Annotated in this window: 24 protein-coding genes, 2 tRNA genes and 2 pseudogenes; 14 read left to right on the plus strand and 14 right to left on the minus strand. The window is 65.5% G+C overall.

Annotated features, from left to right (window positions below; genetic code table 11):
• Window positions 1-82 precede the first annotated feature (82 nt).
• The 6 genes from INR38_RS10440 (at window position 83) to INR38_RS10465 (ending at window position 5,522) form a co-directional block, all read left to right on the plus strand.
• A complete protein-coding gene (locus INR38_RS10440; RefSeq protein WP_207444485.1) occupies window positions 83-823 on the plus strand; it encodes an ABC transporter ATP-binding protein in 741 nt (246 codons plus the stop codon).
• Between the two features lie 17 nt (window positions 824-840).
• A complete protein-coding gene (locus INR38_RS10445) occupies window positions 841-1,434 on the plus strand; it encodes an energy-coupling factor transporter transmembrane protein EcfT (RefSeq protein WP_013801686.1) in 594 nt (197 codons plus the stop codon).
• A gap of 70 nt (window positions 1,435-1,504) precedes the next feature.
• Complete coding sequence (locus tag INR38_RS10450) at window positions 1,505-2,098, plus strand: biotin transporter BioY (protein WP_207444484.1); 594 nt, start codon at window positions 1,505-1,507, stop codon at window positions 2,096-2,098.
• Window positions 2,091-3,587: an AMP-binding protein gene (locus tag INR38_RS10455; RefSeq protein WP_207444483.1), complete on the plus strand. Its 1,497-nt coding sequence runs from the start codon at window positions 2,091-2,093 to the stop codon at window positions 3,585-3,587. Before INR38_RS10450 ends, INR38_RS10455 begins: the two co-directional genes overlap by 8 nt.
• Window positions 3,584-4,792 (plus strand): thiolase family protein, encoded by a 1,209-nt coding sequence (locus INR38_RS10460; protein ID WP_207444482.1) that lies wholly within the window; start codon window positions 3,584-3,586, stop codon window positions 4,790-4,792. Before INR38_RS10455 ends, INR38_RS10460 begins: the two co-directional genes overlap by 4 nt.
• A gap of 4 nt (window positions 4,793-4,796) precedes the next feature.
• Entirely contained in the window at window positions 4,797-5,522 is a 726-nt protein-coding gene (locus INR38_RS10465; protein WP_016453292.1) for a nitroreductase, read from the plus strand.
• Between the two features lie 203 nt (window positions 5,523-5,725).
• Here INR38_RS10465 and INR38_RS10470 read toward each other — a convergent pair whose 3' ends face one another.
• The 4 genes from INR38_RS10470 to INR38_RS10485 form a co-directional block, all read right to left on the minus strand.
• Window positions 5,726-6,544, minus strand: a complete 819-nt coding sequence (locus tag INR38_RS10470; RefSeq protein WP_012206404.1) for a MetQ/NlpA family ABC transporter substrate-binding protein — start codon at window positions 6,542-6,544, stop codon at window positions 5,726-5,728.
• Window positions 6,545-6,678: 134 nt separating this feature from the next.
• Window positions 6,679-6,987, minus strand: a complete 309-nt coding sequence (locus tag INR38_RS10475; protein ID WP_017407326.1) for a single-stranded DNA-binding protein — start codon at window positions 6,985-6,987, stop codon at window positions 6,679-6,681.
• 272 nt (window positions 6,988-7,259) lie between these two features.
• Window positions 7,260-7,336: transfer RNA gene (locus INR38_RS10480), tRNA-Pro, on the minus strand.
• A 107-nt stretch (window positions 7,337-7,443) separates the two neighbouring features.
• Window positions 7,444-10,497, minus strand: coding sequence for an FAD-binding and (Fe-S)-binding domain-containing protein (locus tag INR38_RS10485; protein ID WP_207444481.1), 3,054 nt, complete (start codon window positions 10,495-10,497; stop codon window positions 7,444-7,446).
• Between the two features lie 53 nt (window positions 10,498-10,550).
• On the opposite strand from INR38_RS10485, the gene INR38_RS10490 reads away from it, so the two are divergent.
• A complete protein-coding gene (locus INR38_RS10490; RefSeq protein ID WP_207444480.1) occupies window positions 10,551-11,549 on the plus strand; it encodes a LysR substrate-binding domain-containing protein in 999 nt (332 codons plus the stop codon).
• Window positions 11,550-11,649: 100 nt separating this feature from the next.
• Here the strand turns inward: INR38_RS10490 and INR38_RS10495 are convergent.
• The 10 genes from INR38_RS10495 to aceA form a co-directional block, all read right to left on the minus strand.
• Window positions 11,650-11,726: transfer RNA gene (locus INR38_RS10495), tRNA-Pro, on the minus strand.
• A 30-nt stretch (window positions 11,727-11,756) separates the two neighbouring features.
• The gene (locus INR38_RS10500) at window positions 11,757-12,167 is read right to left on the minus strand and encodes a MerR family transcriptional regulator (protein ID WP_013801679.1); all 411 of its coding nucleotides are present in this window, start codon (window positions 12,165-12,167) and stop codon (window positions 11,757-11,759) included.
• Between the two features lie 189 nt (window positions 12,168-12,356).
• The gene (locus tag INR38_RS10505; protein WP_012206409.1) at window positions 12,357-12,689 is read right to left on the minus strand and encodes an integration host factor subunit alpha; all 333 of its coding nucleotides are present in this window, start codon (window positions 12,687-12,689) and stop codon (window positions 12,357-12,359) included.
• 33 nt (window positions 12,690-12,722) lie between these two features.
• On the minus strand, window positions 12,723-15,170 hold the full coding sequence (gene pheT / locus INR38_RS10510; RefSeq protein ID WP_207444479.1) for a phenylalanine--tRNA ligase subunit beta: 2,448 nt from the start codon (window positions 15,168-15,170) through the stop codon (window positions 12,723-12,725).
• Between the two features lie 75 nt (window positions 15,171-15,245).
• A complete protein-coding gene (pheS, locus tag INR38_RS10515) occupies window positions 15,246-16,298 on the minus strand; it encodes a phenylalanine--tRNA ligase subunit alpha (RefSeq protein WP_012206411.1) in 1,053 nt (350 codons plus the stop codon).
• A gap of 110 nt (window positions 16,299-16,408) precedes the next feature.
• A complete protein-coding gene (gene rplT, locus INR38_RS10520; RefSeq protein ID WP_012206412.1) occupies window positions 16,409-16,768 on the minus strand; it encodes a 50S ribosomal protein L20 in 360 nt (119 codons plus the stop codon).
• Between the two features lie 26 nt (window positions 16,769-16,794).
• Window positions 16,795-16,998, minus strand: coding sequence for a 50S ribosomal protein L35 (rpmI, locus tag INR38_RS10525; RefSeq protein ID WP_012206413.1), 204 nt, complete (start codon window positions 16,996-16,998; stop codon window positions 16,795-16,797).
• 203 nt (window positions 16,999-17,201) lie between these two features.
• Window positions 17,202-17,819 (minus strand): translation initiation factor IF-3, encoded by a 618-nt coding sequence (gene infC / locus INR38_RS10530; protein WP_012206414.1) that lies wholly within the window; start codon window positions 17,817-17,819, stop codon window positions 17,202-17,204.
• 80 nt (window positions 17,820-17,899) lie between these two features.
• On the minus strand, window positions 17,900-19,831 hold the full coding sequence (gene thrS, locus INR38_RS10535; protein WP_013801676.1) for a threonine--tRNA ligase: 1,932 nt from the start codon (window positions 19,829-19,831) through the stop codon (window positions 17,900-17,902).
• 308 nt (window positions 19,832-20,139) lie between these two features.
• Window positions 20,140-21,471, minus strand: coding sequence for an isocitrate lyase (gene aceA, locus INR38_RS10540; RefSeq protein WP_013801675.1), 1,332 nt, complete (start codon window positions 21,469-21,471; stop codon window positions 20,140-20,142).
• A 362-nt stretch (window positions 21,472-21,833) separates the two neighbouring features.
• On the opposite strand from aceA, the gene INR38_RS10545 reads away from it, so the two are divergent.
• The 7 genes and pseudogenes from INR38_RS10545 (at window position 21,834) to INR38_RS10575 (ending at window position 26,316) form a co-directional block, all read left to right on the plus strand.
• Window positions 21,834-22,784, plus strand: a complete 951-nt coding sequence (locus tag INR38_RS10545; RefSeq protein WP_207444478.1) for a DMT family transporter — start codon at window positions 21,834-21,836, stop codon at window positions 22,782-22,784.
• A gap of 216 nt (window positions 22,785-23,000) precedes the next feature.
• Window positions 23,001-23,300 (plus strand): SWIB/MDM2 domain-containing protein, encoded by a 300-nt coding sequence (locus INR38_RS10550; protein WP_012206418.1) that lies wholly within the window; start codon window positions 23,001-23,003, stop codon window positions 23,298-23,300.
• Window positions 23,301-23,418: 118 nt separating this feature from the next.
• A pseudogene (locus tag INR38_RS10555) lies at window positions 23,419-24,438 on the plus strand (alpha-hydroxy acid oxidase); the annotation flags it as partial.
• Window positions 24,428-24,739: pseudogene (locus INR38_RS10560) on the plus strand (energy transducer TonB); the annotation flags it as partial. The pseudogenes INR38_RS10555 and INR38_RS10560, both read left to right, overlap by 11 nt.
• Window positions 24,740-24,754: 15 nt before the next feature.
• Window positions 24,755-25,477, plus strand: coding sequence for a MotA/TolQ/ExbB proton channel family protein (locus INR38_RS10565; protein ID WP_207443366.1), 723 nt, complete (start codon window positions 24,755-24,757; stop codon window positions 25,475-25,477).
• 3 nt (window positions 25,478-25,480) lie between these two features.
• A complete protein-coding gene (locus INR38_RS10570) occupies window positions 25,481-25,894 on the plus strand; it encodes a biopolymer transporter ExbD (RefSeq protein ID WP_013801671.1) in 414 nt (137 codons plus the stop codon).
• Between the two features lie 200 nt (window positions 25,895-26,094).
• Window positions 26,095-26,316 (plus strand): hemin uptake protein HemP, encoded by a 222-nt coding sequence (locus tag INR38_RS10575; protein WP_012206424.1) that lies wholly within the window; start codon window positions 26,095-26,097, stop codon window positions 26,314-26,316.
• The last annotated feature ends 80 nt before the right edge of the window (window positions 26,317-26,396 follow it).

Genomic DNA, 26,396 nt, shown 5'->3' on the forward strand with positions numbered 1-26,396 from the left:
AATCCGCCCCCGACAGGCCTGTACAACGGCAAGATCCCTTGCGGTTGCGTGCATTACAGGTAAGTGCCCGCTTTCCTTTGCCATGCCCGAATCCTCCCGAACTGCCGACCGCCCTGCCAGCACCGCCAGCCTGCGCGTGGAAGCCGTGCGCCTGCGGCGCGGCATCACAACAGTCTTTGACGGCCTCGACCTGCGGCTGGACGAGCCGCGCGTGGGCCTCATCGGCGACAACGGCGCCGGCAAGACCAGCCTGTTCCGCCTGCTGTGCGGCCTGGATGCGCCCGAGGCCGGGCGCGTGCTGCTGGACGGCACCGAACTGCACGAGGCCCGTGCACAGCGCCCGGGCCAGGTCGGGCTGATGTTCCAGAACCCCGACGACCAGATCATCTTCCCCACCGTGGAGGAAGAGCTGGCCCTGGGTCTGCGCCCTTCGGGCATCTCGCGGCGCGAGGCCACGGAGCGCGCCCGTGCCCTGCTGGCCAGCCGCGGCCTGGCCGACTGGGCACCGCGCGCCGTGGCCGGGCTCAGCCAGGGCCAGCGCCAGCAGGTGTGCTGGCTGGCCCTGCTCATTGCCGCGCCGCGCGTGCTGCTGCTGGACGAGCCCTTCGCCAGCCTGGACCTGCCGGGCCAGGCGCGGCTGGCCCGGGACATCGCGGCCGCCGAGCAGCAGGTGCTGGTCTCCACCCATGTGCTGGACCACGTGCGCAGCTTTGGCCGCGTGCTCTGGCTGGAGCGCGGCAAAGTGCGCGCAGAGGGCCCCGGCCATGAGGTCTGCGCGGCCTATGAAGCCGACGTGGCCCGGCGGCTGCAAGCGCAGGACTGACGCAGGAGCCGGCCGCCATGGGAAGCCTCTACAGCGAATACACCAGCTGGCTCCATGCCTGGAGCGCGGGCCGCAAGCTGCTGCTCATGGCGCTGCTGGGAACGGGCCTGTTCCTCATCGATTCACCGTGGCTGCTGGCCCTGGCCGGCGCCGCCTGCGGCCTGCTGTGGCTGTCGCTGGGCCGCGCCACCGAGGGCGCACGGCGGCTCATGCTGTCGGTCACCGTGGCCGCCTTGCTGGTCGCTGCCTTCCATGCGTGGATGCAGCACTACGCCCTGGCCGCCGCCAGCGCGCTGCGCCTGGTCTGCGCCTCCACGCTGGGCATGGCGCTGACCGTGAGCACACGCCCCAGCGATCTGGTCGATGTGCTGGAGCGGCTGCTGGCGCCGCTGGAGCGCATCGGCATCTCCCCCGAACAGGTGGCCCTGCAGCTGGCATTGATGCTGCGTTTCACCGAGCATTTCTTCGTGCAGTGGAAGCGCATGGACGATGCCCACCGGCTGCGCACGGGCCGTGCCGGCGGCCTGCGCCTGATTGCGCCGCTGACCATCCACATGCTGCAGGCCACGCGCCGCGTGTCCGACGCGCTGTGGGCGCGCCTGGGCCGCTGAGGCCTGCCCTGCCCCATTTCCCGACCGATCCATACGCAAGAGCCTTGCGAGAACCTTCCGAGAAACGTCCATGACCGCCCCCTCCACCGTCTCACGCGCCTCCGCGCGCTCCATGGCCCAGGTCTCGCTGTTTGCGGCGCTGATGGCGGTCATGGGCCTGATTCCCAAGATCGACCTGCCGCTGGGCGTGCCCATCACCATCCAGTCGCTGGGCGTGATGCTGGCCGGCGTGATGCTCGGCCCCTGGCGCGGCATGCAGTCCATGCTGCTGTTCCTCGCGGCCGTGGCCGTGGGCCTGCCCCTGCTGTCGGGCGGGCGCGGCGGCATTGCCGTCTTCATGGCGCCCTCGGCCGGCTACCTGCTGGGCTACCCGCTGGCGGCCTGCATTGCCGGCCTGGTCATGCGTGCGCTGCCCCAGGGCGCGCCCCGGCGCGTGGCATTCAGCGCCTTTGCAGCCTCGGCGCTGGGCGGGCTGGTGGCCCTGCATGCCTTTGGCGTGCTGGGCCTCATGCTGATGGCCAAGCTCAGCCTGTCGCAGGCCTTCATGGCCACCTTGCTGTTCGTGCCCGGCGATCTGATCAAGTGCGTGCTGTGCGCCCTGGTGGTGCACACGGTGGCGCGCGGCATGCCGGACTGGCCGTTCGGAGGCCGTCAGCATGGTTGAGCCACTCGCGCCCCACCCGCTGGCCGCGCCGCTGCAGTACCCGTGGACCCTGGTCCATGGCCCGCTGGAGCATTGGGCCCGGCAGCGCCCCGATGCGCTGGCGCTGCAAAGCGAGGCGGGCCAATGGAGCTTTGCCGCGCTGCATGCCGCCGTGCTGCAGCGCTCGGCCGCGCTGGTGGCCGGCCAGGCGCCAGAGATGCTGCTGCTGGACACGGGCGGCAGCGCCAGCACCGTGGATGCCATCGTCGAATTCCTCGCCATCCTGCACAGCGGCCGCTGCGCCGCCGTGGCCGACCCTGATTGGCCCGATGCCGTGCGCAGCCGCATCGAGGGCTGGCTACCCACGGCGCCCAGCGCTCTGGCCGAGGCCACCGCCACCGGCGCCTTCTACACCGGCTTCACCTCGGGCAGCACCGGGCTGCCCAAGGGCTTCATGCGCCACCACCGTTCGTGGACAGAGAGCTTTCGCGTCTGCCTGCAGGACTTCGGCGCCGTGGCCGCGCAGCGCACCATGGCGCCCGGGCGCATCTCGCATTCGCTGTTCCTGTTCGGCGTGATGCAGGGCCTGTGGTGCGGCGAAGGCGCCGTGGTGCAGGAGCGGTTCTCGGCGGCGCGCTGCCTGGCCTCGCTGGCGCGCGGCGAGGCGCCCTGTCTGGTCGCCGTGCCCAGCCAGTTGCTGCTGATGCTGCAATGGGCCGCACACCGCGCGCTGGCGCCCATCCCCGAGGTGGAGCTGATCATGATCAGCGGCGCGCGCTGGATGCGCGCCCAGACCCCGGCCCTGCGCGCGCTGTTTCCGCGCGCACGCATCATCGAGTTCTACGGCGCCTCGGAAGCCAGCTTCATCGCCTGGATGGAGGCCGACGAACAGGCCCCGCCCCAGGCCGTGGGCCGGCCCTTCAGCAATGTGCAGTTACAGATCCGCCCCGCCACGCAGCAGCCCGGCGACCAGCCCCTGCAGCCGGGCGAGGACGGCCTGATCTACATGCGCAGCCCCATGCTGTTCATGGACTATGTGGGCGAGGCGCGCGATGGCACGGCCGCGCTGCGCGATGGCGAATGGCTGTCCGTGCGCGACATGGGCCATATCGATGCCGGCGGCCAGCTGTGCCTGGCCGGGCGCCAGAGCCGCATGCTCGTCACCCAGGGCAAGAACCTGTTCCCCGAAGAAGTCGAAACCCTGCTGGCCGCGCACCCGGGCGTGGCCCAGGTCTCCATCCAAGGCCTGCCCGACGCGCTGCGCGGCATGCAGGTGCACGCCGTCGTGCAATGGCACGGCGCCGCGCCCGCAGGCTCCGCACAGGCGCTGGCGGCCTGGCTGCGCGAGCGGCTGGAAAGCTACAAGCTGCCGCGCCAATGGTGGAGCTGCGCCGACTGGCCGCAGACCGCCAGCGGCAAGACCGACCACGGCCGTCTGGCGCGCATGCTGGCGGCCACGGACACTGGCCAGGCCCTGCCCGGCGAACCCGCGCTGCTGCCCCTGCCATGAACCCGCAAGACGCCCCCGTCATCCTGGCCTGGGCGCGCAGCCCCGTCGCCCCCGTGGGCGGTGCGCTGCGCGAGCTTGCGGCGCACGAACTGGGCGCGCCCGTGCTCCAGGCCCTGCTGGCCCGGGCCGGCCTGCCTGCCCGGGCCGTGGATGCCGTGGATGCCGTGGTCTTAGGCAACGCCCTGGGCGCAGGCGGCAACCCGGCCCGCATGCTGGCCCTGGCTGCGGGCCTGCCGGAGCGCTGCGCGGCCCACAGCGTGGATACCCAGTGCTGCTCAGGCCTGGACAGCGTGGCCCTGGCTGCGGGCCTGCTGCTGTCGGGCCAGGCCGATATCGTGGTGGCCGGTGGTGCCGAGGCCTGGAGCCGTGCCCCCATCCGCCAGACACGCCCGCGCCATGCAGGCGAGTTGCCCGTCACCTATGACCGCCCCGCGTTCGCTCCCGACCCCGCACGCGACCTGGACCTGCTGCAATCGGCCGCAGACCATGCACTGGCCCACGGCATCACCCGCGCCGTTCAGGAGGCCCATGCCATCCACAGCCACGCGCTGGCGCTCGCGCACCGCGACCGGCTGGCCCAAGAGATCGTGCCCATGGCCGGGCTGGACCATGACGCCTATCCGCGCGCCTTGAACCCGGCCCGCGTTGCCCGCATGCCCGTGGTGGCCGAAGCGGCTGGCGCCGTTGACGCCCATGCACGCCAGCGCCATGCGCTGAGCACGCCCACCATCTCGCCCAAGGCCGATGGCGCAGCCCTGGTGCTGCTGGCCACGCCGCAGGCCTGTGCACGCCTGGGCCTGCAGCCACGCGCCCGCTGGGTGGCCAGTGCCTCGCTGGGCCATGCGCCCGAAACACCGCTGGTCGCCGCCGCACTGGCGGCCCAGCAGGTGCTGGAGCGTGCAGCCGCAGCGCTGCAGCTGCCTTGCCTGACTGCGGCAGAGCTCCAGGCTGTGGAGTTGCACGATGCCTTCGCCGTGCAGGCCCTGGCCTTTGCCGAAACCCTGGGCCTGCCGCTGCAGCAGCTCAACACCGGCGGCGGTGGCCTGGCGCGCGGCCATCCCATAGGCGCATCGGGCGCGGTTGCGCTGGTGCGCATGCTCTGCGACCTGCACCGCACGCCAGCAGCCCACAGACCGGCCCTGGGGCTGGCCGCCATTGCCGGTGCGGGCGGCATAGGCGCGGCCTGCCTGGTGCAGGCGCTTTGAATCCATGGACTCCGCATTTCCCATGTCCGCCAACCCACCGTCCGACACCCTTCCCTTTGGCGATGCGCATGAAGCCCTGGTGCACGCGCGCCGCTCCGTGCGCGCCTACCGGCCCGATCCCGTGCCGGACGCGCTGCTGCACCAGTTGCTGCAATCGGCCCGCCGGGCGCCCAGCGGCGGCAACCTGCAGCCCGGCCAGTTCATCCAGGTGCGCGGCAGCCTGCGCGGCGCACTCACACAGGCGCTGCTGGCCGACTGGCAAGGCGGAGCACCTGAGCGCGAGGACTACGGCTACTTCCCCCGCCCCATGCCCATGGCGCTGCGCAAGCGCCAGGTGGCGTCGGCCCAGGCCCTGTACAGCGCCCTGGGCGTGGCCCGCGAGGACCGCGCAGGGCGCGACGCGCAGTTCGGCCGCAACTACCGCTTCTTCGACGCGCCCGTGGCCCTGGTCGTGAGCATCGACGCCCGCTTCGGCGCAGGCGGCTACATGGACCTGGGCATGACCCTGTACGGCCTGCAAATGGCCGCAGCCGCCCAGGGCCTGGGCAGCTGCGCCATCGGCGCCCTGGCCTCCTACCCCGACACCGTGCGCCGCGTGCTCGACCTTGCGCCCGGCGAGCACATCGTCTGCGGCCTGGCCCTGGGCTGGCCCGACGAGGCCGCCCCCGTCAACCGAACCCAGACCACCCGCGCACCGCTGACCGAATACTTCAGAGTGCTGGGAGAATAAAAAAAGCTGCCGAAATCGGCAGCTTTGCGAGCTCGCGCCCACTAGTACGGGTCATGGCGATGGCACCACCAAGGCCCAACCCGGGGGACACCGAGGAAGGGCCTACGCCGGCCGCGCCGCCCCGCACCGAGGGTGTCGTCCCCCTCCCCCGCGAAGCGGGTAGAGAGGGGGAAGGCGCGTCAGCGCCTCAGGGGGTGCGTTCTTCAAAACGCAGGAATCACCGATCCCTTGAACTGCACATCGATGAACTGGCGCACTTCATCGGAGTGGTAGGCCTTGATCAGCTGCGCCACCCAGGGCTTGCCCTTGTCGGCATCGCGCGCGACCAGGATGTTCACATAGGGGTTCTTGGCGTTTTCCTGCGCAATGGCATCGGTCTTGGGGTTCAGGCCCGCCGAGATCGCGAAGTTGGTGTTGATGGCCGAGGCGTCCAGGTCATCCAGCGAGCGTGGCAGCTGGGCTGCGTCCAGCTCCACGAAGCGCAGCTTCTTGGGGTTGGAGACCACGTCCAGCGGCGTGGCCTTCAGGCCCGCGCTTTCCTTGAGCTTGATCAGGCCCTGGGCCTGCAGCAGCAGCAGCACGCGGCCACCGTTGGTGGGATCGTTGGGGATGCCGAACTTGGCGCCCTGGGGCAGGTCGGCCAGCTGCTTGATCTTCTTGGAATAGATGCCGATGGGGAAATTCACCGTGTCGGCCACCCAGCCGATCTTGTAGCCGCGGTCGCGCACCTGGGCGTCGAGGTAGGGGCGGTGCTGGTAGCTGTTGGCGTCCAGGTCACCGGCAGACAGCGCGGCATTGGGCTGCACGTAGTCGCCGAATTCCACGATCTGGATCTTCAGGCCGTTCTTCTCGGCGACCTTCTTGACCTGCTCCATGATCTGGGCGTGCGGGCCGGCCGTGACGCCGACCTTGATGGGCTTGTCCTGCGCCTGCGCGGGCATGGCCAGCAGGGTCATGGCGGCGGTGCTGGCAATCGCGGCGGCCGTGAGCGTGCGGCGGAGGAAATGGCGCTTGGTGGGCATGGATGCGGTTCCTTGTAACCTGTCAAAAACACAGGCGCACACTGTAGCGCCAACACAGCGCGCGGCGGCCGTACCGGCACACTGCGGCTAGACAGTTTTTTCAGTAGCTCACAACCGGCGCCGCAGCGCGGGCGTCAGCGGTCCTGGAACTCGGGCGTTGCCATTACCTGGTGGGCCACGACGTCCAGCACAGGGTGGGGTTGTTCCTGGCGGTCTATCCAGACCTTGGGCGTGAAGCTGCCACGCAGCGCCACGGCATCGCCTTCGATCAGATTGCGCAGCACCTCGCAGGCCTGGGCATCGAATGCAACCACGTTGACCGGGATGGAGGTGCCATCGGATGCCTCGGAACGCACGCGGGCCACCATGAAGGGGCGCCGATTGCGGTCGCTGCGGTGTTCGGGCGTACCGGTGAGTCTGCCGGTAATCAGTCCATCCATCATGTGCGAGACCAGGAAGAAATCGTCAGTTACAAAAGACGCCATTGTAGGTGCAGGTTTTACGTGCCCAGACCGGGACGCGCATCTTCGCGGTGCATGGACTTTTCATGCGCTGGCTGCCCTCGCCATCCGTGATGGACCTGCCTGGCGAAGCTGCACTTGCACATGCCCTTGCTCTTCGCGGCAAGGCGCCATCGCGCGCAAAATCGAACGCGCAAAAAAACGAACGCACAAAGCAAAAAGCTCCTGACGTTTCCGTCAGGAGCTTTGCGTTTTGGTCGGCGTGGCGGGATTCGAACTCGCGACCCCTTGCACCCCATGCAAGTGCGCTACCAGGCTGCGCTACACGCCGAAGCATTGAATTATAGGGACTAAAAACAGGCCTTCAGGGAAAACGCAGAGATTTTTCAAAAATGTCTGCAAATTCCTGAAATGGCGACGATCAGCCCCCGCATCTTCTCACCCCTGATGCGTGGCGCGCACGTGGTCCAGCAAGGCCTCCAACGGATGGCGCAGCTGGCGTGCAGACAGTCGCTTGACCTGGCTGCGGCAGGAATAGCCGGTGGCCAGCGGCTCGCCCAGGTTCTGCTTGCTCTCGATCTGTTTCTCCCATGACTGGGCATAGATGGTCTTGGAGGTTTCGAGGTTGCGCGCCTCATGCCCGTAGGTGCCCGACATGCCGCAGCAGCCCGTCGCCTCCACGCTCAGGCGCAGCCCCCGTCGCTCGAAAAGCTGCGTCCACTGCTTGCCGCTGTCGGGCGCGTTGGTCTTTTCAGTGCAGTGCGGCAGCAGCCGGTAGGCCACGCTGGCCACGCTGGTCACTGCCTCGGGCAGCACCTGCAGCAGCCACTCCTGGGGCAGCGCGACCTTCGGCACCTCGCCCATGCCCGGCACCTTGAGGTATTCCTGCCGATAGGCCAGCGTCATGGCCGGGTCCAGCCCCACCAGCGCAACGCCGGACTGCGCCAGTTGCGCCAGCTGCGCGGCATTGCGGATGGCCGCCTTGGCAAAGGCGCCCATGAATCCCTGCACATGCAGCGGCTTGCCATTGGGCAGCAGCGGCGCCAGCCAGACCTGGAATCCCAGGCGCGCCGCCAGCTCGATCAGCACCTGCACCTGGCCGGTCTCGAAGTAGCGGGTAAAGCTGTCCTGCACGATGACCACGCTGCGTGCGCGCTGCTCGGGCGTGAGCGCAGCCAGCGCCTGGGCATCGGCCGCGCGCACCTTCCATTGCCGCAAGGTGGCTGCCAGGTCCAGCCGGCTCAGCAGCGGGCCATCGACCATGCCGATGCGACGGCTGAGCACATCGCGCATCCATGGCGAGCCCATCACCCCGTTGTAGAGCGCGGGCATGCGCGCCAGCCACGGCATGGTGAACTCCAGCGAGCCGATCAGGTAGTCGCGCACGGGCCGCAGGTAGCGGCGGTGGTAGAGCTCCAGAAAGCGCGAGCGGAATTCGGGCACGTTGACCTTGACGGGACATTGCCCGGCGCAGGACTTGCAGGCCAGGCAGCCGGCCATGGCGTCATAGACCTCGTGCGAGAAATCGGCCTCGCCGCGGCGCGCCGCGCGGCTGTTGCGCCAGCGCGCGGCCAGGCTGGACAGGAAGGGCTGGGGCTGCTGCGCGACCTCCAGCACGTTCACGCCGGCCTGCCCCTGCAGGCGCAGCCATTCGCGCATCAGCGAGGCCCGGCCCTTGGGCGAATGCACGCGCTGGCGCGTGGCCTTCCAGGAAGGGCACATGGCATCGTCCGGATCGAAGTTGTAGCAGGCGCCATTGCCGTTGCAGTGCATGGCCGCGCCATAGCTTTGCCATACGCGCTCGTCGATCTGCCGGTCCAGCTCGCCGCGCGTGGTGACGCCGTCCACCTTGAGCAGCAAGGTCTTGCTGGCCGGCGGCGTGGCGATCTTGCCGGGGTTGAGCTGGTTGTGCGGGTCGAAGGCGGCCTTGAGCTGCTGCAGCGAGGGATACAGCTCGCCGAAGAAGGCCGGCACATATTCGGAGCGCAGGCCCTTGCCATGCTCGCCCCACAGCAGGCCGCCATGGCGCTGCGTGAGTTCGGCCACCGCGTCGGAGATGGGGCGCACCAGGGCGGCGTCCACGGGGTTCTTCATGTCCAGGATGGGGCGCACATGCAGCACGCCGGCATCGACGTGGCCGAACATGCCGTACTGCAGGCCGTGGCTGTCCAGCAGCGCGCGGAACTCGGCAATGAACTCGGGCAGGTTCTCGGGCGGCACGGCCGTGTCTTCGACAAAGGGCTGGGGCCTCGCCTCGCCCGCCACGTTGCCCAGCAGGCCCACGGCGCGCTTGCGCATGGCATAGACGCGGTGCACCGCCGCATTGCCGGCCGCCAGCGTGTGGCCCAGCCGCTCCACCGAGGCGTCGGCGCCCAGGTGGCCGAGGAAGGCCTGCACGCGGCCATCGACCTCCTGCGGATCGTCGCCGCTGAATTCCACCAGGTTGATGCCCAGCGTAGGGCGCTGGCCGTCCTGCGGGAAGTACTCGGCCACGCTGCTCCAGACGAAGTCCTTCATGGCCAGCAACAGCACCTTGGAATCCACCGTCTCGATGGACAGCGGCCGGTGCGCCATCAGCGCGCGCGCATCGCGCAGCGCATCCATGAAGCCCGCATAGCGCACGTTGACCAGGACCGAGTAGCGGGGAATGGGCAGCACGTTGAGCCGCGCCTCCACCACGAAGCCCAGCGAGCCTTCGGCGCCGCACAGCACGCTGTTGAGGTTGAAGCGCCCGTCGCCTTCGCGCAGATGGGCCAGGTCATAGCCGGTGAGGCAGCGGTTGAGCTTGGGGAATCTGGCCTCGATCAACTCCGCCTGGTCCTCGCTGATGCGCCGTGCCGTGCGGTGCACCTTGCCGATGCGGCCCGAATCGGCGCACATGCGCTCCAGCGCCTCGGCATCCAGCGGCACGCTGTGCAGGCGCTCGCCGCCGAGCAGCACGAAGTCCAGCGCCAGCACGTGGTCGCGCGTCTTGCCATAGGTGCAGCTGCCCTGCCCGCTGGCATCGGTGTTGATCATGCCGCCGATGGTGGCGCGGTTGGAGGTGGACAGCTCGGGGGCAAAGAACAGCCCGTATGGCTTGAGCGCGGCGTTGAGCTGGTCCTTGACCACGCCGGCCTGCACGCGCACCCAGCGCTGCTCGGCATTGATTTCGAGGATGCCGTTCATGTGCCGCGACAAGTCCATGGTCACGCCATGCGTGAGCGACTGCCCGTTCGTGCCCGTGCCGCCGCCGCGCGGTGTCAGCACCACATCGCGGAACTCAGGCCGCGCCAGCACCTGCGCCGCCCTGGCCACATCCTCGGCGTGACGCGGGTAGATGGCCGCCTGCGGCATGCGCTGGTAGATGGAGTTGTCCGTGGCCAGCACGGTGCGGCTGGCATGGTCCGTGTCCACGTCGCCCTCGAAGCCGGCGGCCTTCAGTGCTTCAAGAAACTCAAGGTATTGGGCAGGCACGGGGGCGCCGGCGTGGGGCAGTGGGGCAATCGACATGGAGGGCAAGGTGGGGAGTTTTGTTGCAGGCGATCAGCCCAGGAAACCCATGCATGCAATACACGATTTCAGGCCGACCATGGCCGCAAGTATCTCTACACTCTTCCTCTGGAACAAACGAAAATTGCTGCCGTAAACACTGCATAAAACTCATGAATTACCGACGCCTGACGCCCTCCATGTCCCTGCTGCTGGTCTTCGAGGCGGCCGCGCGCCACGAAAGCTATGCGCGTGCGGCCGAGGAGCTGTCGCTCAGCCAGAGCGCCATCAGCCGGCAGGTGCAGACGCTGGAGGCGCAGCTGGGCATCAGCCTGTTCCGCCGCGAGGGCCGCACGGTGCGCCTGACCGACGTGGGGCGCCGCTACTTCATCGACCTGGGCGCCGCGCTGGGCCGCATACGCAGCGCCACCCTGCAGGCCATGTCACGCCAGTCCGGCGGTGGCACCCTCAATCTGGCCACCCTGCCCACCTTCGGCTCCAAATGGCTGCTGCCGCACCTGCATGGCTTCTACCAGGCGCAGCCCGGGGTGACGATGCACATCCACTCGCGCATCGGCGATATCGATTTCGACAGCGCAGAGATAGACGCCGCCATCACCGTGGGCACGGGAGACTGGCCCGGGCTGACCGCACATCGCCTGTACCACGAGTTTCTGGTGGCGGTGGCCAGCCCGCAGGCGCTGCAGCAGGCCGGGCAGGCAGCAGCCTCGCCGGACTGGGCGGGCCAGCAGGTGCTGCTCACGGTGGCCAGCAACCGGCAGGCCTGGAGCGAGTGGTTCACGCACTATCGGCTCGATCACCGGCAGATGCGGATAGGGCCGAGCTTCGAGCTGACCTCGCACCTGATACAGGCCGTGCTGGCAGGCATGGGCGTGGGCCTGGTGCCACGGGTGCTGGTGGAAGAGGAGATAGCGCGCGGTGAGCTGCACGTGGTGGGAGACGCCATCCCCAGCCAGCGCAGCTACTACCTGGTCTATCCCGAGAGGAACGCGACACTGCCGGCGCTGGCAGCCTTCCGGCAATGGCTGCTTGCAACCTGCGCCCAGGGCTGATCTCTGCGCAACGGCCGCTCCCCTTCAGCGGTTGGTAGCGGTTGGCAATGGCACAAAGAAAAACGGACCACAGCCAGAAGCTGTGGTCCGTATTCATTTATGGTCGGCGTGGCGGGATTCGAACTCGCGACCCCTTGCACCCCATGCAAGTGCGCTACCAGGCTGCGCTACACGCCGAAGAATTCAATTATATACAGCTTTTTGCTCTCAAATAGAAAGCAGCGCACGAATCTGCAAAAGCTCCTCGCGCACGGCCTCCGGTTCCAGCGGAACGCTGGCCGCGGCATCGCCGCCGAGCAGCGGCGCGGCAGCCGGCGCCGACACCACGACACCGGCCTGCAGCGCGGGAACCACGGCAGACCCCGAGGCCTCACGCAGGCGGTTGCGCGCGCCGTTGATGGTGAAGCCCTGTTCGTACAGCAGCTCACGGATGCGCCGGATCATGAGCACTTCGTGGTGCTGGTAGTAGCGGCGATTGCCGCGCCGCTTCATGGGACGCAGCTGCGTGAACTCCTGCTCCCAATAGCGCAGCACATGCGGCTTGACGTCGCACAGATCCGCGACCTCACCGATGGTGAAGTAGCGCTTGGCGGGAATCTGGGGCAGAAGTGAAGCCATGGCAAATGTGGATGAGGTCAGGATGTGCAATGCCGCTGGTGCGCGGACGCCGATCCGGGAAGAAGGCCGAGCCTACTGCACAGCTCGCTTGCAGGCCAGCACCCTGTCGTAAAAACAGCCCATCCACCGCAAGGCAGACAGGCTGACGACAGCTGGGCCACGGCAAGCCGGGCCCCGGGGGGCGACCCTTCAGGACGCGGAGCCCGTCGTGCCTTCCTGGATCTGCTCCTTGAGCTTGCTGCTCGCATGGAAGGTCACGACGCGGCGCGCCTCGATCGGAATGGCCTCGCCCGTGCGCGGGTTGCGCCCCGGACGCGGTGCCTTGGTGCGGATCTGGAAGTTGCCGAAGCCCGACAGCTTCACATCCTCGCCCGTCACCAGGCTTTGCGAGATCAGCTCGAAGAACGCATCCACCATTTCCTTGGATTCGCGCTTGTTCAGGCCGATCTCGTCGAACAGCAGGTCCGCCAGCTGCGCCTTGGTCAGCGCGGGCGAATCAAGACTTTCCACCGTCAGTTCCATCACGGGATCTCCTTTCACGGCATGGGCCTTCCATCAGGCGCGCAGGCGCGCGCCCAGGCGTTGCTGCAGCTGCTCGAGCACGGCCTGCACGGCCTGTTCGATCTGCACATCGGTCAGCGAGCTGTCGTCATGGCCCAGCGTCAGGCGCACGGCCAGGCTCTTTTCGTCCTGCGCCAGCGCGCCCGGTGCCGCTGTCTCGCCGGCCTTGAGCGCCTTGGGGCGGAACACATCGAACAGCACGGCGGAGCGCAGCAGGCCGCCGGTCTGGGCAGCTTCCACCGCCTGCATCAGCTGGGCATGCGTGGCCTTTTCGTTCACGACCACGGCAATGTCGCGCTCCACGGCCTGGTGCTTGGCCACGGGCTTGAACACCGGCACCTCGCGCGCCAGCACGGCATCGAGCTCCAGCTCGAACAGCACAGGCGCCTGGGCCAGATCCCATTGCTGGCGCCACTGGGGATGCAGCTCGCCGATGAAGCCGATGGACTGACCATCGAGCAGCACGCGCGCGCAGCGGCCCGGGTGCATGGCCGGATGCTCGGCCGGCTCGAACACGGGCTTGCGCGGCGCCAGCAGCGCCTCGACATCGCCCTTGACGTCGTAGAAGTCCACCTTGGCTTCGGCGCGGCCCCATTGCAGCTGTTCTCCAGCACCCCAGGCCAGGCCCGCCACGCGCATGGGCTGGTAGAAGCCCTTGACCGTGGTGTCGCTGTCAACAACGCTGTCATCCTTGAGGAAGACACGGCCCAGCTCGAACACGCGCACGCGCTCGGCCTTGCGGTCGGCATTGAACTTGAGCACCTGCATGAGCGAGCCGATGAGGCTGGAGCGCATCACGCTGAGCTGGCTTGCGATGGGGTTGAGCAGCTGGATGGGATTGGCGTTGCCGGCCAGATCCTTCTCCCACGCGGCTTCCACAAAGCTGAAGTTGATGGTTTCCTGGTAGCCCAGATCGGCCAGCGCGCGGCGCACGGCGAACTGGCTGCGGCGGTTTTCGGCGCGCAGCTTGGGCGCAATGGGCGCCAGCGGCTTGGTCGTGGGCAGGTTCTCGTAACCCACCATGCGCGCCACTTCCTCGATCAGGTCTTCCTCGATGTTGATGTCGAAGCGGAAGCTGGGCGGCGTGACGGTGAGCACGCCATCGCCCTGCTCCACCGGCAGGCCCAGGCCGGCCAGCGCATCGTGGCACTGCTGCTGCGTGAGCGGCATGCCGATGACCTTGGCCGCACGCGCCACGCGCAGCGTGACGGGCTTGGGCTGGGGCATGTTGGCCTGCTGGTCGTCGATGGGGCCGCAGACGGTCTCGGGCGTGCCGCAGATCTGCAGCACCAGCTCGGTGATGCGCTCGATGTGCTCGACCGTCAGTTCGGGATCGACACCCCGCTCGAAGCGGTGGCCCGCATCGGTGGAGAAGTTGTAGCGGCGCGAACGGCCGGCAATCGACTTGGGCCACCAGAATGCGGCCTCGATGTAGATGTGGCGCGTGTCGTCGGACACGGCCGTGGCGTCGCCGCCCATGATGCCGGCCAGCGACTCGACTTCGCGCTCATCGGCGATCACGCCCACCTGTCCATCCACGGTGACGGTGTTGCCGTTGAGCAGCTTGAGCTGCTCGCCTTCCTTGCCCCAGCGCACCTGCAGGCCGCCGTGGATCTTGTCCAGGTCGAAGATGTGCGAAGGACGGCCCAGCTCGAACATCACATAGTTGGAGATGTCCACCAGCGGCGCCACGCTGCGCTGGCCGCAGCGCGCCAGGCGATCGACCATCCACTGCGGCGTCTTCGCCTGGGTGTTGACATTGCGCACCACGCGGCCCGAGAAGCGGCCGCACAGGTCGGGCGCCTCGATCTTCACGGCCAGCCTGTCCTGCACGCCCACGGCGGCAGGCGTGAACGACTGGGGCTTGAGCGGCGCGCCGGTCAGCGCAGCCACTTCGCGCGCCACGCCGTAGACGCTCAGGCAATGCGCCAGATTGGGCGTGAGCTTGAGCGTGAGCAGCGTGTCATCCAGGTTCAGGTACTCGCGGATGTTCTGGCCCAGGGGCGCGTCCAGCGGCAGCTCCATCAGGCCGCCATGATCCTCGGACAGCTTGAGCTCGCGTGCCGAGCACAGCATGCCGAAGCTCTCCACACCGCGCAGCTTGCCGATCTTGATCAGGAAAGGCTTGCCATCTTCACCGGGCGGCAGCTCGGCGCCCACCGTGGCGCAGGGCACGCGGATGCCCACGCGCGCGTTGGGCGCGCCGCAGACGATGGTCAGCAGCTCGGGTCCGCCCACATCGACCTGGCACACGCGCAGGCGATCGGCATTGGGATGCTGCTCGGCAGCCTTGATCTCACCGACGACGATCTTGGTGAACGGCGGCGCCACGGGCTCCAGCTCCTCCACCTCCAGGCCGGCCATGGTCAGGGTGTCGGCCAGTTCTTGGGTGGTCAGCGGCGGATTGCAGAACTCGCGCAGCCAGGATTCGGGAAATTGCATATCAGACTCTTTGGCGTTGGTTCAGTCCGCGCGCCGTGGCGCTGGCGGACTCTTTGGCGAAGGCTTGCAGCCGGATCAACGGAATTGCGACAGGAAGCGGATATCGCCGTCAAAAAACAGTCGCAGATCGTTGACGCCATAGCGCAGCATGGTCAGGCGGTCAGGCCCCATGCCAAAGGCAAAGCCGATGTACTTTTCGGGGTCCAGCCCCATGTTGCGCACCACGTTGGGGTGCACCTGGCCGGAGCCAGCCACTTCCAGCCAGCGGCCGGCCAGCGGGCCGCTCTGGAACTGGATGTCGATCTCGGCGCTGGGCTCGGTGAAGGGGAAGAAGCTGGGACGGAAGCGCAGCACCAGGTCGTCGCTCTCGAAGAAGGTCTTGCAGAAGTCGGTGAAGACCACCTTCAGGTCCTTGAAGCTGACGTTCTCACCGATCCACAGGCCTTCGCACTGGTGGAACATGGGCGAGTGCGTGGCATCGCTGTCCACGCGGTAGGTGCGGCCCGGCGCGATCACGCGGATCTCGGGCATGCCCTGGCCGGCGTCCAGCCGCTCACGGTATTTCTTGACGTGCTGCACAGCGTGGCGCACCTGCATCGGGCTGGTGTGCGTGCGCAGCAGATTGGGAGCCTGTTCCGTGCCGCCTTCCACGTAGAAGGTGTCGTGCATGGAACGGGCGGGATGGTCTTCAGGCGTGTTCAGCGCCGTGAAGTTGAACCAGTCGGACTCGATCTCGGGGCCCTCGGCCACATCGAAGCCCATGGAGCCGAAGATGCCCTCGATGCGCTCCAGCGTCAGCGACACGGGGTGCAGGCCGCCCTGCCCGCGGCGACGGCCCGGCAAGGTCACATCCAGCACCTCGGCCTTCAGGTGGGCCTGCAGTTCGGCATCGGCCAGGGCCTTGCGGCGCGCGGTCAGCGCGGCCTCGATGCCTTGCTTGGCCACGTTGATGGCGGCTCCGCGCGACTTCTTCTCTTCGACGGAAAGCTGCGCCATGCCCTTCATGAGCTCGGTCACCTTGCCCGACTTGCCCAGAAACTGCGCCTTGGCGTTTTCCAGATCAGCGGGGGTTTGTGCCTGCGCGAACAGCTGCTGCGCGCTCTCGACCAGAGAATCCAACTCGTTCATATCGACTCTTTATCGACTGTGAAAAGAAACAAGGGCTAGCAGCCTTTTCAAGCCCTAGCCCTTGCTGTTTGCGCTGCAGACCATCACGAGGATGGCCGCAGACCGTTATCTCAAGCAGCCAGCTTGGCCTTGACTTGATCAACGATGCTGCTAAACGCAGCCTTGTCGTGCACCGCGATATCGGCCAGCATCTTGCGGTCGATCTCGATGGCTGCCTTCTTCAGGCCGTTGGCGAACTGGCTGTATGTCAGGCCCAGTTCACGTGCAGCGGCGTTGATACGGGCGATCCACAGACGGCGGAACACGCGCTTCTTGGCACGGCGGTCACGGTAGGCATATTGCCCAGCCTTCATCACCGCCTGCTTGGCGATGCGGAAGACATTGCCGCGGCGGCCGCGGAAACCCTTGGAAAGGGCCAGAACTTTTTTGTGACGGGCGCGGGCCGTTACACCACGTTTGACGCGAGGCATGTGTTTTCTCCTTGTTCGTCAGTGAATTACAGGCCAGCCATCGGCAGCATTTGTGCGATAGAGCCCATGTTGGTCTCATGCACAGACACTGCACCACGCAGGTGACGCTTGTTCTTGGTGGTCTTCTTGGTCAAGATGTGACGCTTGAAGGCTTGACCGCGCTTGACGGTGCCACCGGGACGAACGCGAAAACGCTTCTTCGCGCTGCTCTTGGTCTTCATTTTGGGCATTTGAATGCTCCTGTTGTTTGTGCTCGTGAGGCGGCTCGCAACACTGCGCGCACTTGCTGGCCCCGAGACACTTCTGTGCCAGCCCGGAGGCCGGCAAGAACAAGGGACATGGAAACCATGTCCCTTGCATCGCACGCCCAGCGCAATCAACTCGCGCACGGCCTGCAAATTCTGTCGCCCCTCAACGAAGGGCGAAACCGCGATTATGCCTTATCAGCCACCGCAGGTGCAGCAGAAACTTCTGCCGGCTTGCCGCCAGCTGTGGGCTTCTTGCGCGCAGGGGCGATCATCATCACCATCTGGCGGCCTTCCAGCTTGGGGAACTGCTCCACCTGGATGGAATCCGCCAGATCGTCACGCAGACGGTTCAGCAGATCCAGACCAATCTGCTGGTGCGTGATTTCACGGCCGCGGAACCGCAGCGTGATCTTGCACTTGTCACCATCGGCCAGGAAACGGCGGATGTTGCGCAGCTTGATGTTGTAGTCGCCGTCGTCGGTACCAGGGCGGAATTTCACTTCCTTGATTTCGATGACGGTCTGCTTGGCCTTGGCTTCGGCAGCCTTCTTCTGTTCAAGGTACTTGAACTTGCCATAGTCCATCAACCGGCAGACAGGTGGAGTGGCAGTGGCGGCAATTTCCACCAGATCCACGTCCAGCTCGCCCGCCATGCGCAGCGCTTCCTGCAGAGGCACGATGCCCAGCGGCTCGTTCTCCGGGCCGGACAGACGCACTTCAGGCGCCATGATTTCACGGTTGAGACGATGCTTGCGCTCTTCACGGTGGCGCCGATCACGAAATTCAGTAGCTATGGTTCTCACCCTTGGATTTAAGTTGCTACAACAGCGTAGCCGCTTGTGTGCAGTACACGCAAGCGGCTACCGCCTTTGGAGATGCTCCATCAGGCCTTCGCCGCGATGTCCTTGGCCACGAGTTCAATGAACGCATCAACCGACATCACACCGAGGTCCTTGTTGCCCCGTGCGCGCACTGCCACTGCACCAGCGGCCTTCTCCTTGTCGCCAGCAACAAGGATGTAAGGCAGCTTTTGCAACGAATGCTCCCGTATTTTATACGTAATCTTTTCGTTGCGCAGATCTGTCGCCACCCTAAGGCCTTGATTCGGAAATGCTTTTTGCAGCTTTTGTGCGACTTCCCGCACATAGTCCGCCTGCGCGTCGGTGATATTGAGCACGGCGGCCTGCACGGGAGCCAGCCACGTCGGCATGGCGCCAGCGTGCTGCTCGATGAGAATGCCGATGAAACGCTCCAGGCTGCCGACGATGGCACGGTGCAGCATCACGGGGCGATGGCGGTCGCCATCCTCGCCCACGTACTCCGCATCCAGGCGCTCGGGCATGGAGAAATCCACCTGGATGGTTCCGCACTGCCACTGGCGGCCGATGGCGTCCTTGAGCGTGTACTCGATCTTGGGGCCGTAGAACGCGCCATCGCCGGGCGAGATCACGTACTCGCAGCCCGAAGCCTCCAGGCTGTTGATCAGCGCAGCTTCTGCCTTGTCCCAGCTTTCATCGGAGCCGATGCGCGCCTCGGGGCGCGTGGCGACCTTGTAGATGATGTCGCTGAAGCCGAAGTCCGCGTAGACCTTTTGCAGCAGCGTGGTGAAGGCCAGCACCTCGGGCTGGATCTGGTCTTCGGTACAGAAGACGTGGCCGTCATCCTGCGTGAAGCCGCGCACGCGCATGATGCCGTGCAGGCCGCCCGTGGGCTCGTTGCGGTGGCACTGGCCGAATTCGCCGTAGCGCAGCGGCAGGTCGCGGTAGCTCTTGATGCCCTGCTTGAAGATCAGGATGTGGCCAGGGCAGTTCATCGGCTTGAGCGCGTAGTCGCGCTTTTCCGACTCGGTCGTGAACATGTTTTCGCGGTACTTGTCCCAGTGACCCGTCTTCTCCCACAGGGTCTTGTCCAGGATCTGCGGACCCTTGACTTCCTGATAGCCGTTGTCGCGGTACACGCGGCGCATGTACTGCTCGACCTCTTGCCACAGGGACCAGCCCTTCGGGTGCCAGAACACGGTGCCCGGCGAATGCTCGTCGATGTGGAACAGGTCCAGTTCGCGGCCCAGCTTGCGGTGGTCGCGCTTTTCAGCCTCCTCCAGCATGTGCAGGTACTGCTGCAGGTCGTCCTTCGATGCCCAGGCCGTGCCGTATACGCGCTGCAGCATCTCGTTGCGATGGTCGCCACGCCAGTAGGCGCCAGCCACCTTCATCAGCTTGAAGAACTTGAGCTTGCCGGTGCTGGGCACGTGCGGGCCGCGGCACAGATCCTCGAAGCTGCCTTCGCGGTACAGGCTCACATCCTCATTGGAGGGGATGCTGGCGATGATCTCGGCCTTGTAGTTCTCGCCGATGCCCTTGAAGTACGCAACGGCCTCGTCGCGCGGCAGCACGCGGCGCACCACGGGCTCGTCCTTGGCGGCCAGTTCGGCCATGCGCTTTTCAATGGCAACCAGGTCCTCGGGCGTGAAGGGGCGCTTGTACGAGAAGTCGTAGTAGAAGCCGTTCTCGATCACGGGACCGATGGTGACCTGGGCCTCCGGGAACAGTTCCTTGACCGCATAGGCCAGCAAGTGGGCCGTGGAATGGCGGATCACCTCCAGGCCATCGGCGTCCTTGGCCGTCACGATGGACAAGGGCATGTCCTTGTCGATGACGAAGCTGGTGTCCACCACCTTGGCGTCGTCGCCCGTGCCAACCTTGCCAGCCAGTGCAGCCTTGGCAAGGCCCGTGCCTATGGATGCGGCCACTTCGGCCACGGTGACCGGGCCGGGGTACTCACGTTGCGAACCATCGGGAAGCGTAATGTGGATCATGGGATTCCTAAAATATTTCTCAGGGGGCGCGCATCCCCCAAAAGCAAAAAGCGCGGAGCCAGGTCCGCGCTTTCTTGGGGTCGAGTGAATCTCGTGCAGGCGCGAACCGCCAGCCGCTAGCGGCCGGTGTACATCTCCGATGTAGTTCGCGGTGTCATAACCATGATGCCTTTCTCGCCCTTGTCAGTTGTTGTCAATTGAAAACTTCCGCCATTTTAACCCCAGCAAAGAAAAAGCGCCCGAAGCACAAGGCCCCGGACGCTTCTTCACCCCTATCTACCTGAAGTTGCACTCACCGAAGCCGCGCTTCAGTGGAATTGCTCCTCTTCCGTGGAGCCGGTCAGTGCCTTGACGCTGGACGAGCCACCCTGGATCACCGTGGTCACGTCGTCGAAGTAGCCTGCGCCCACTTCCTGCTGGTGCGACACGAAGGTGTAGCCTTGTTCGCGGGCTGCGAATTCGGGCTCTTGCACCATGTTCACGTAGTGCTTCATGCCTTCGCCGTTGGCGTAGGCGTGGGCAAACTTGAACGTGTTGAACCAGTTGATGTGAATGCCGGCCAGCGTGATGAACTGGAACTTGTAGCCCAGCGCAGACAGGTCTTCCTGGAAGGAGGCGATCTGGCTGTCGTTGAGGTTCTTCTTCCAGTTGAACGAAGGCGAGCAGTTGTAGCTCAGCAGCTTGCCTGGGCAGGCGGCATGCACGGCCTGGGCGAACTCGCGGGCAAAGCCGATGTCGGGCACGCCGGTTTCGCACCACACCAGGTCGGCATAGGGCGCATAGGCCACACCGCGGCTGATGGACTGCTCCATGCCATTGCGGACACGGTAGAAGCCTTCCTGTGTGCGCTCGCCGGTCAGGAACGGCTTGTCGTTGGCGTCGTGATCGGAGGTGATCAGGTTGGCGGCTTCAGCATCGGTGCGGGCCAGCACGATGGTAGGCACGCCCATCACGTCAGCGGCAAAGCGGGCGGAGATCAGCTTCTCGACGGCTTCCTGGGTGGGCACCAGAACCTTGCCGCCCATGTGACCGCACTTCTTCACGGCAGCCAGTTGGTCCTCGAAGTGCACGCCGGCTGCGCCAGCGGCAATCATGTTCTTCATCAGTTCGAACGCGTTGAGCACGCCGCCAAAACCGGCTTCCGCATCGGCAACGATAGGCAGGAAGTAGTCGATGAACTCCTTGTCGCCGGGGTTGATGCCACGGCCCCACTGGATTTCGTCGGCACGCTTGAAGGTGTTGTTGATGCGGCGCACCATGGTGGGCACCGAGTCATAGGCGTACAGCGACTGGTCGGGGTACATGGTTTCGCTGGTGTTGCCATCGGCAGCCACCTGCCAGCCCGACAGGTACACCGCTTCCAGGCCAGCCTTGGCCTGTTGCATGGCCTGGCCTGCGGAGATGGCGCCAAAGGCATTCACATAGCCTTTCTTGGCACCGCCGTTGATCCTGTCCCAGAGCAGTTCCGCGCCACGCTGGGCCAGCGTGTACTCGGGCTGCAGGCTGCCGCGCAGACGCACCACGTCGGCGGCGCTGTAGCCGCGCTTGACGCCCTTCCAACGGGGGTTCTGCGCCCAGTCTTTCTCAAGGGCGGAAATCTGCTGTTCACGGCTCAGTTGCTGGGTCAGGGATTGGGGCATGTTGCTCTCCTGGGAGGTGGTTGAAACAAGCGGCTTTCTTGCGTCGGCCTTGGGATCAAATTTAAGTCTTATAGAAGACCTCATCAACATCTTGTGTCTTATACAAGACTAAATTTTTCATCATATAAATCAACGAGTTATTTTCATATTTTTCAATATGAAATCACATTTCTCGTATTGAGAAAAATTGACGCATTGCAGCATTTCAATATTTCACAATGCAAAACATGAATTCCATGCCATGAAAAGTCACCACAGCATGGCAAGCGTCCGCGACAGGCACATGTCACGCACACCGGACGCGCTCACAGGTACCATCGCGCGTTCAGGTGGCGCTCCCGCCTCTCAAACCTGCACTTGCCGTGAACACCTCCCATCGCAGATCTGCCTATGCCTGCCTGGCGCTGAGCATGTCCCTGGTCGGCAGCTATGTCGCCCTCTCCAAGCCTCTGGCGGCCATTTTTCCAGTGCTCCTGCTGGCCTGGCTGCGCTTTGGCATCGGGGCCATCGCCATGCTGCGCTGGCTGCGCAAGCCGACTGACGAGCCACCCCTGTCTCGGCGCACGCAGGGCCTGCTGTTTCTTGAGTCGCTGTTCGGCAACTTTCTCTTCACCATCTGCATGGTGACTGGCGTGAGCCTGACGAGCGCCGTCACGGCCGGCGTGACCATGGCTGCCATCCCTGCTGCCGTGGCCTTGATGAGCTGGCTGTTTCTGCGCGAGCGCGTGGCTGCGCGCACCTGGCTGGCCATCGCGCTGGCCGTGGCGGGCATCGGCCTGTATGCACTGTCCCGCCCGGACGCTGGCGCCGCCTCGGCAGCATCAGCCTCACCGCAGGCGTGGCTGGGGCAGATGCTGCTGGTCGGTGCCGTGCTTTGCGAGGCGTTCTACGCCGTCATCGGCAAGCGCCTGACCACGTCCCTGGGGCCCAAGCGCATCACATCCATCGTCAATCTCTGGGGATTTGCGCTGTCTACGCCCTTCGGGCTGTATCTGGCGTGGCGCTTCGACTTCGGCAGCGTGGCATGGAGCATCTGGGGTCTGTTGCTGTTCTACGCCCTTGCCGCCTGCGTGTGGACCGTGTGGTTGTGGATGACAGGCTTGCGCAACGTGCCAGCCTCCCAGGCCGGCACCTTTACGGTACTGCTGCCGATCAGCGCTGCCGTGGTCGGCATGTGCGTGCTGGGCGAACGGGTCACATCCATGCAGGCGCTGGCCTTTGCGATCGCCCTGCTGGGCATTCTCGTGGCCACCTGGCCGGGCAGAAAACGCCTTGCACAACACCCTTCCGCGAGCGGTGCCAGCCCCCTCTGAAGACGCTGCCGCCGACGGCCAACCTGCCAGTGCGCCCCTCGAAAGCGAGCCAGAATGCAAAAACTCCTCAAAAAACAGCGCCACAGCAACAAATCGAGGCAAAAATTTGACGGGTAAGCTTGGAAGAGCGTTTTTTTCCCATTAGCATCAGCCTGCCAGTGGATAGCGACGGTTTTTCGCTGGTAAAGAATCCACTCCATACTAGGAACAAGCAACATGGCAACTGCAAAGAAGGCAACGGCTGCTCCGGCAGCTCCCGCAAAGAAGCGCACTCCCAACGCCGCCTTCATGAAACCCCTCACCCCCAGCCCCGCTCTGGCTGCCGTGGTGGGTTCCACTCCCCTGCCCCGCACCGAGATCATCAGCAAGCTGTGGGTCTACATCAAGGCCAACAAGCTGCAAGACGCTGCCAACAAGCGCATGATCAACGCCGACGCGAAGCTCAAGGAAGTGTTCGGCAAGCCCCAAGTCTCGATGTTCGAGATGGCTGGCCTGATCGGCAAGCACGTCAAGTAATCCTCGGGCCTGCGCCACGACGGATGAAAGCCGGCCCCCTGGGCCGGCTTTTCTTTTTTCCGGGATGCCACCTCCTCTTCTTGCCGGAGATGCTGCACACCGACAACATTCCAATGCCATGAGCCAAGTGCCCGCGCTGCAAGCCGTTCCCGACGGCATCATCAATCTGGCCGACCACGAGGCGCATGCGCGGCAGCGGATGGACGACAACGCCTGGGCCTATTTCTCGGGCGGCGCGGCCGATGAGCGCAGTCTTGCGGCCAACCGCAGCGCCTGGGACGCGCTCACACTGTGGCCGCGCGTGCTCCGCCCCCTTGCAGGCGGCCATACCCGGCTGCAGTTGCTGGGCAGGGAGCTGGCCTGCCCGCTGCTGGTGGCCCCCATGGCCTTCCAGCGCATGGCCCATGAGGACGCAGAGCTTGCAACGGCCTATGCCGCTGCGGCGCTGGGCGCGGGCATGGTGCTCAGCACACAGGCCAGCCTGCCGCTGGAGACAGTGGCACAGGCCGCACGGCTCACGCCGGGCCATGGCCCTTTGTGGTTCCAACTCTATCTGCAGCATGACCGTGGCTTCACCACGCAACTGATCAAGCGCGCAGAGGCCGCAGGCTACGAAGCGCTGGTGCTGACGGTGGACGCGCCCACCAGCGGTGTGCGGGACCGTGAACGCCGCGCGCGCTTTTGTCTTCCGCCGGGAGTGTCGGCCGTCAATCTGCAGGGGATGGCGCCACTTGCAGCCATGCAACTCGCATCAGGCCATAGCCCCCTGTTCGACGGCCTGCTCCACCATGCCCCTACCTGGGATGACGTCGCCTGGCTGCAGCAGCAGACACGACTGCCGCTGCTGCTCAAGGGAGTGCTCCACCCGGCCGATGCGCTGCAGGCCGCGAGATTGGGAGTAGCGGGCATCATCGTCTCCAACCATGGAGGGCGCACGCTGGACACCGCACCGGCCACGGCAACAGCCCTAGCCCGCGTGGCCAGGGCCGTGCGCGGCGCGGGCCACGAGCTCCCCTTGCTGGCCGACGGGGGCATACGGCGCGGCACAGACGTGCTCAAGGCGATCGCCCTCGGGGCGACGGCGGTTCTGATAGGCCGCCCCGTACTCTGGGGGCTGGCCAATGCGGGCGCCGCCGGCACCACCGGCTCCGCCCAAGATCGAATTGCCGTCCAACAACGCGGCCTACCTCAACAACCCGGCCCCCAACTACCCCGCCATCAGCAGACGCATGGGGGAACAGGGAACGGTCACGCTGCGCATCTTCGTGGACGCGCAAGGCCTGCCTCAAAAGATCGAGGTCAGCAAATCCAGCGGCTACGACCGTCTGGACCAGCAGGCCGTGGACGGCGTCAAGAACTGGAAATTCGTCCCCGGCAAGAGCAACGGCACGCCAACCCCCATGTGGGTCACCGTCCCGGTCAAATTCACCCTCAATTGATTCTCAGGAGTATCCATGGATTCCCAATTCGGCATTGCCCACGTCTGGACGCAGGGAGACTTCGTCACCCGTGCCGTCGCCATCATCCTGCTGGCCATGTCGGTGGCCTCTTGGCTCGTGATGATCATCAAGGCCCTGGACATCGTGAAGTTCAAGAAGCTGGCGCGCAACGCCCAGGACTTCTGGCACAGCCCCGACCTGGCCAGCGGCCTGGAAAAGCTGGGCAATGACCGCTCCAACCCCTTCCGCTACCTGGTGCTCGAAGGCCGCGAAGCCACCGCCCACCACCGCAAGACCAGCGCCCACCTGCATGACACGCTGGACATCAGCGACTGGGTGACCCGCTGCATGCGCAACGGCATCAGCGAATTCACCGCCCGCCTGCAATCGGGCCTGGCCATTCTGGCCTCCGTGGGCTCGACCGCTCCCTTCATCGGCCTGTTCGGCACCGTCTGGGGCATCTACCACGCGCTGGTCGCCATCGGCCTGTCCGGCCAGTCCTCGATCGACAAGGTCGCGGGCCCCATCGGTGAAGCGCTGATCATGACCGCCCTGGGCCTGGCCGTGGCGATTCCCGCCGTGCTCGGCTACAACGCCGTGGTGCGTGGCAACAAGTCCATCCTCAACGCCCTCAACAGCTTTGCCCACGACATGCACGCCTACTTCGTGACCGGCGCCCGCGTGTCCATCGACGGCAAGGAAGCCGGCAACGTGCTGCCGCTGAAGAAAGGCGCGTAAGCCATGGCATTCGGAACAATGGACGATGACGGCGAAGAGGTAATGAACGAGATCAACATGACGCCGCTGGTCGACGTCATGCTGGTGCTCCTGATCATCTTCATCATCACCGTGCCGGTGATGAAGCATTCGGTGAACGTGGACCTGCCCCGCGCCACCAACCAGCCAGAGGACGTCAAGCCCGCCACCGTGCGCCTAGCCGTCTCCGCCGATGGCCAGTACCACTGGAATGGCGTTGCCGTCAGCGATACGCAGTTCGAGGAGAACCTCAAGGCCGAGGCGGCCAAGGAGCCGCAACCTGACCTGCATATCCAGGGTGACAAGGAAGTGCGCTACGAGCGCGTGGCCCAGGCCATGGCCGCCGCACAGCGTGCAGGCGTGCGCAAGATCGGCTTCGTGACGGACCCGGCCAAGTAGGCCGTGGCAGGCATTCCTTGCCTGGCGATCAACGACAACGGCCCTTCGGGGCCGTTTTTCATTCTCTTTGCGTTGGCAGTGCATCGAGTCGCAGGGATAGGACTGGTCCCAGAAACCACAATGCGAGTAAGTCTCACTTGATTTTTAATTGAGAATTGTTATCATTCACAAAACTTTCCAATTTTTGAGGAATTCCCTGCATGTCTGCCACTTCCGCCGCCACCTCGCATCTGTCCGGCAACTCCAACGCCCAGGCCTTTGCAGCGCTGCAGGCCGCAGCATCTGCAGCCCTGACCGGGGCCGCCAGCGGACTCGACAGCACCTTGCTGCTCAATGGACAAAAGGCTGTGACCATCGTGCACAACGGCACGCCCTACCGCCTGCAGGCCACAAAGCTGGGCAAGCTCATCCTGACCAAATAAGCAAGATTCCGGCCGTCGTCGGATGCCCGACCGGCGGCTTCTTCGTTTCATCGTGGGGCGACCTTGGGACTTCCAGTCTC

Source organism: Delftia sp. SD018 (assembly GCF_017355445.1).
In the GTDB taxonomy this organism is placed as follows: Bacteria; Pseudomonadota; Gammaproteobacteria; order Burkholderiales; family Burkholderiaceae_C; genus Comamonas; species Comamonas acidovorans.

Bases quoted from the DNA above. Each gene is read 5' to 3' on its own strand.
- thrS (WP_013801676.1), bottom strand. From the start codon at position 19,831: ATGATCCACATTACGCTTCCCGATGGTTCGCAACGTGAGTACCCCGGC.
- INR38_RS10450 (WP_207444484.1), top strand. From the start codon at position 1,505: ATGACCGCCCCCTCCACCGTCTCACGCGCCTCCGCGCGCTCCATGGCC.
- rpmI (WP_012206413.1), bottom strand. From the start codon at position 16,998: ATGCCCAAAATGAAGACCAAGAGCAGCGCGAAGAAGCGTTTTCGCGTT.
- INR38_RS10465 (WP_016453292.1), top strand. From the start codon at position 4,797: ATGGACTCCGCATTTCCCATGTCCGCCAACCCACCGTCCGACACCCTT.
- INR38_RS10460 (WP_207444482.1), top strand. From the start codon at position 3,584: ATGAACCCGCAAGACGCCCCCGTCATCCTGGCCTGGGCGCGCAGCCCC.
- INR38_RS10505 (WP_012206409.1), bottom strand. From the start codon at position 12,689: ATGGAACTGACGGTGGAAAGTCTTGATTCGCCCGCGCTGACCAAGGCG.
- INR38_RS10550 (WP_012206418.1), top strand. From the start codon at position 23,001: ATGGCAACTGCAAAGAAGGCAACGGCTGCTCCGGCAGCTCCCGCAAAG.
- INR38_RS10455 (WP_207444483.1), top strand. From the start codon at position 2,091: ATGGTTGAGCCACTCGCGCCCCACCCGCTGGCCGCGCCGCTGCAGTAC.
- pheS (WP_012206411.1), bottom strand. From the start codon at position 16,298: ATGAACGAGTTGGATTCTCTGGTCGAGAGCGCGCAGCAGCTGTTCGCG.
- INR38_RS10440 (WP_207444485.1), top strand. From the start codon at position 83: ATGCCCGAATCCTCCCGAACTGCCGACCGCCCTGCCAGCACCGCCAGC.
- INR38_RS10500 (WP_013801679.1), bottom strand. From the start codon at position 12,167: ATGGCTTCACTTCTGCCCCAGATTCCCGCCAAGCGCTACTTCACCATC.
- INR38_RS10470 (WP_012206404.1), bottom strand. From the start codon at position 6,544: ATGCCCACCAAGCGCCATTTCCTCCGCCGCACGCTCACGGCCGCCGCG.
- rplT (WP_012206412.1), bottom strand. From the start codon at position 16,768: ATGCCTCGCGTCAAACGTGGTGTAACGGCCCGCGCCCGTCACAAAAAA.
- INR38_RS10570 (WP_013801671.1), top strand. From the start codon at position 25,481: ATGGCATTCGGAACAATGGACGATGACGGCGAAGAGGTAATGAACGAG.
- INR38_RS10490 (WP_207444480.1), top strand. From the start codon at position 10,551: ATGCAATACACGATTTCAGGCCGACCATGGCCGCAAGTATCTCTACAC.
- INR38_RS10485 (WP_207444481.1), bottom strand. From the start codon at position 10,497: ATGTCGATTGCCCCACTGCCCCACGCCGGCGCCCCCGTGCCTGCCCAA.
- INR38_RS10565 (WP_207443366.1), top strand. From the start codon at position 24,755: ATGGATTCCCAATTCGGCATTGCCCACGTCTGGACGCAGGGAGACTTC.
- INR38_RS10475 (WP_017407326.1), bottom strand. From the start codon at position 6,987: ATGATGGATGGACTGATTACCGGCAGACTCACCGGTACGCCCGAACAC.
- INR38_RS10445 (WP_013801686.1), top strand. From the start codon at position 841: ATGGGAAGCCTCTACAGCGAATACACCAGCTGGCTCCATGCCTGGAGC.
- pheT (WP_207444479.1), bottom strand. From the start codon at position 15,170: ATGCAATTTCCCGAATCCTGGCTGCGCGAGTTCTGCAATCCGCCGCTG.
- aceA (WP_013801675.1), bottom strand. From the start codon at position 21,471: ATGCCCCAATCCCTGACCCAGCAACTGAGCCGTGAACAGCAGATTTCC.
- INR38_RS10575 (WP_012206424.1), top strand. From the start codon at position 26,095: ATGTCTGCCACTTCCGCCGCCACCTCGCATCTGTCCGGCAACTCCAAC.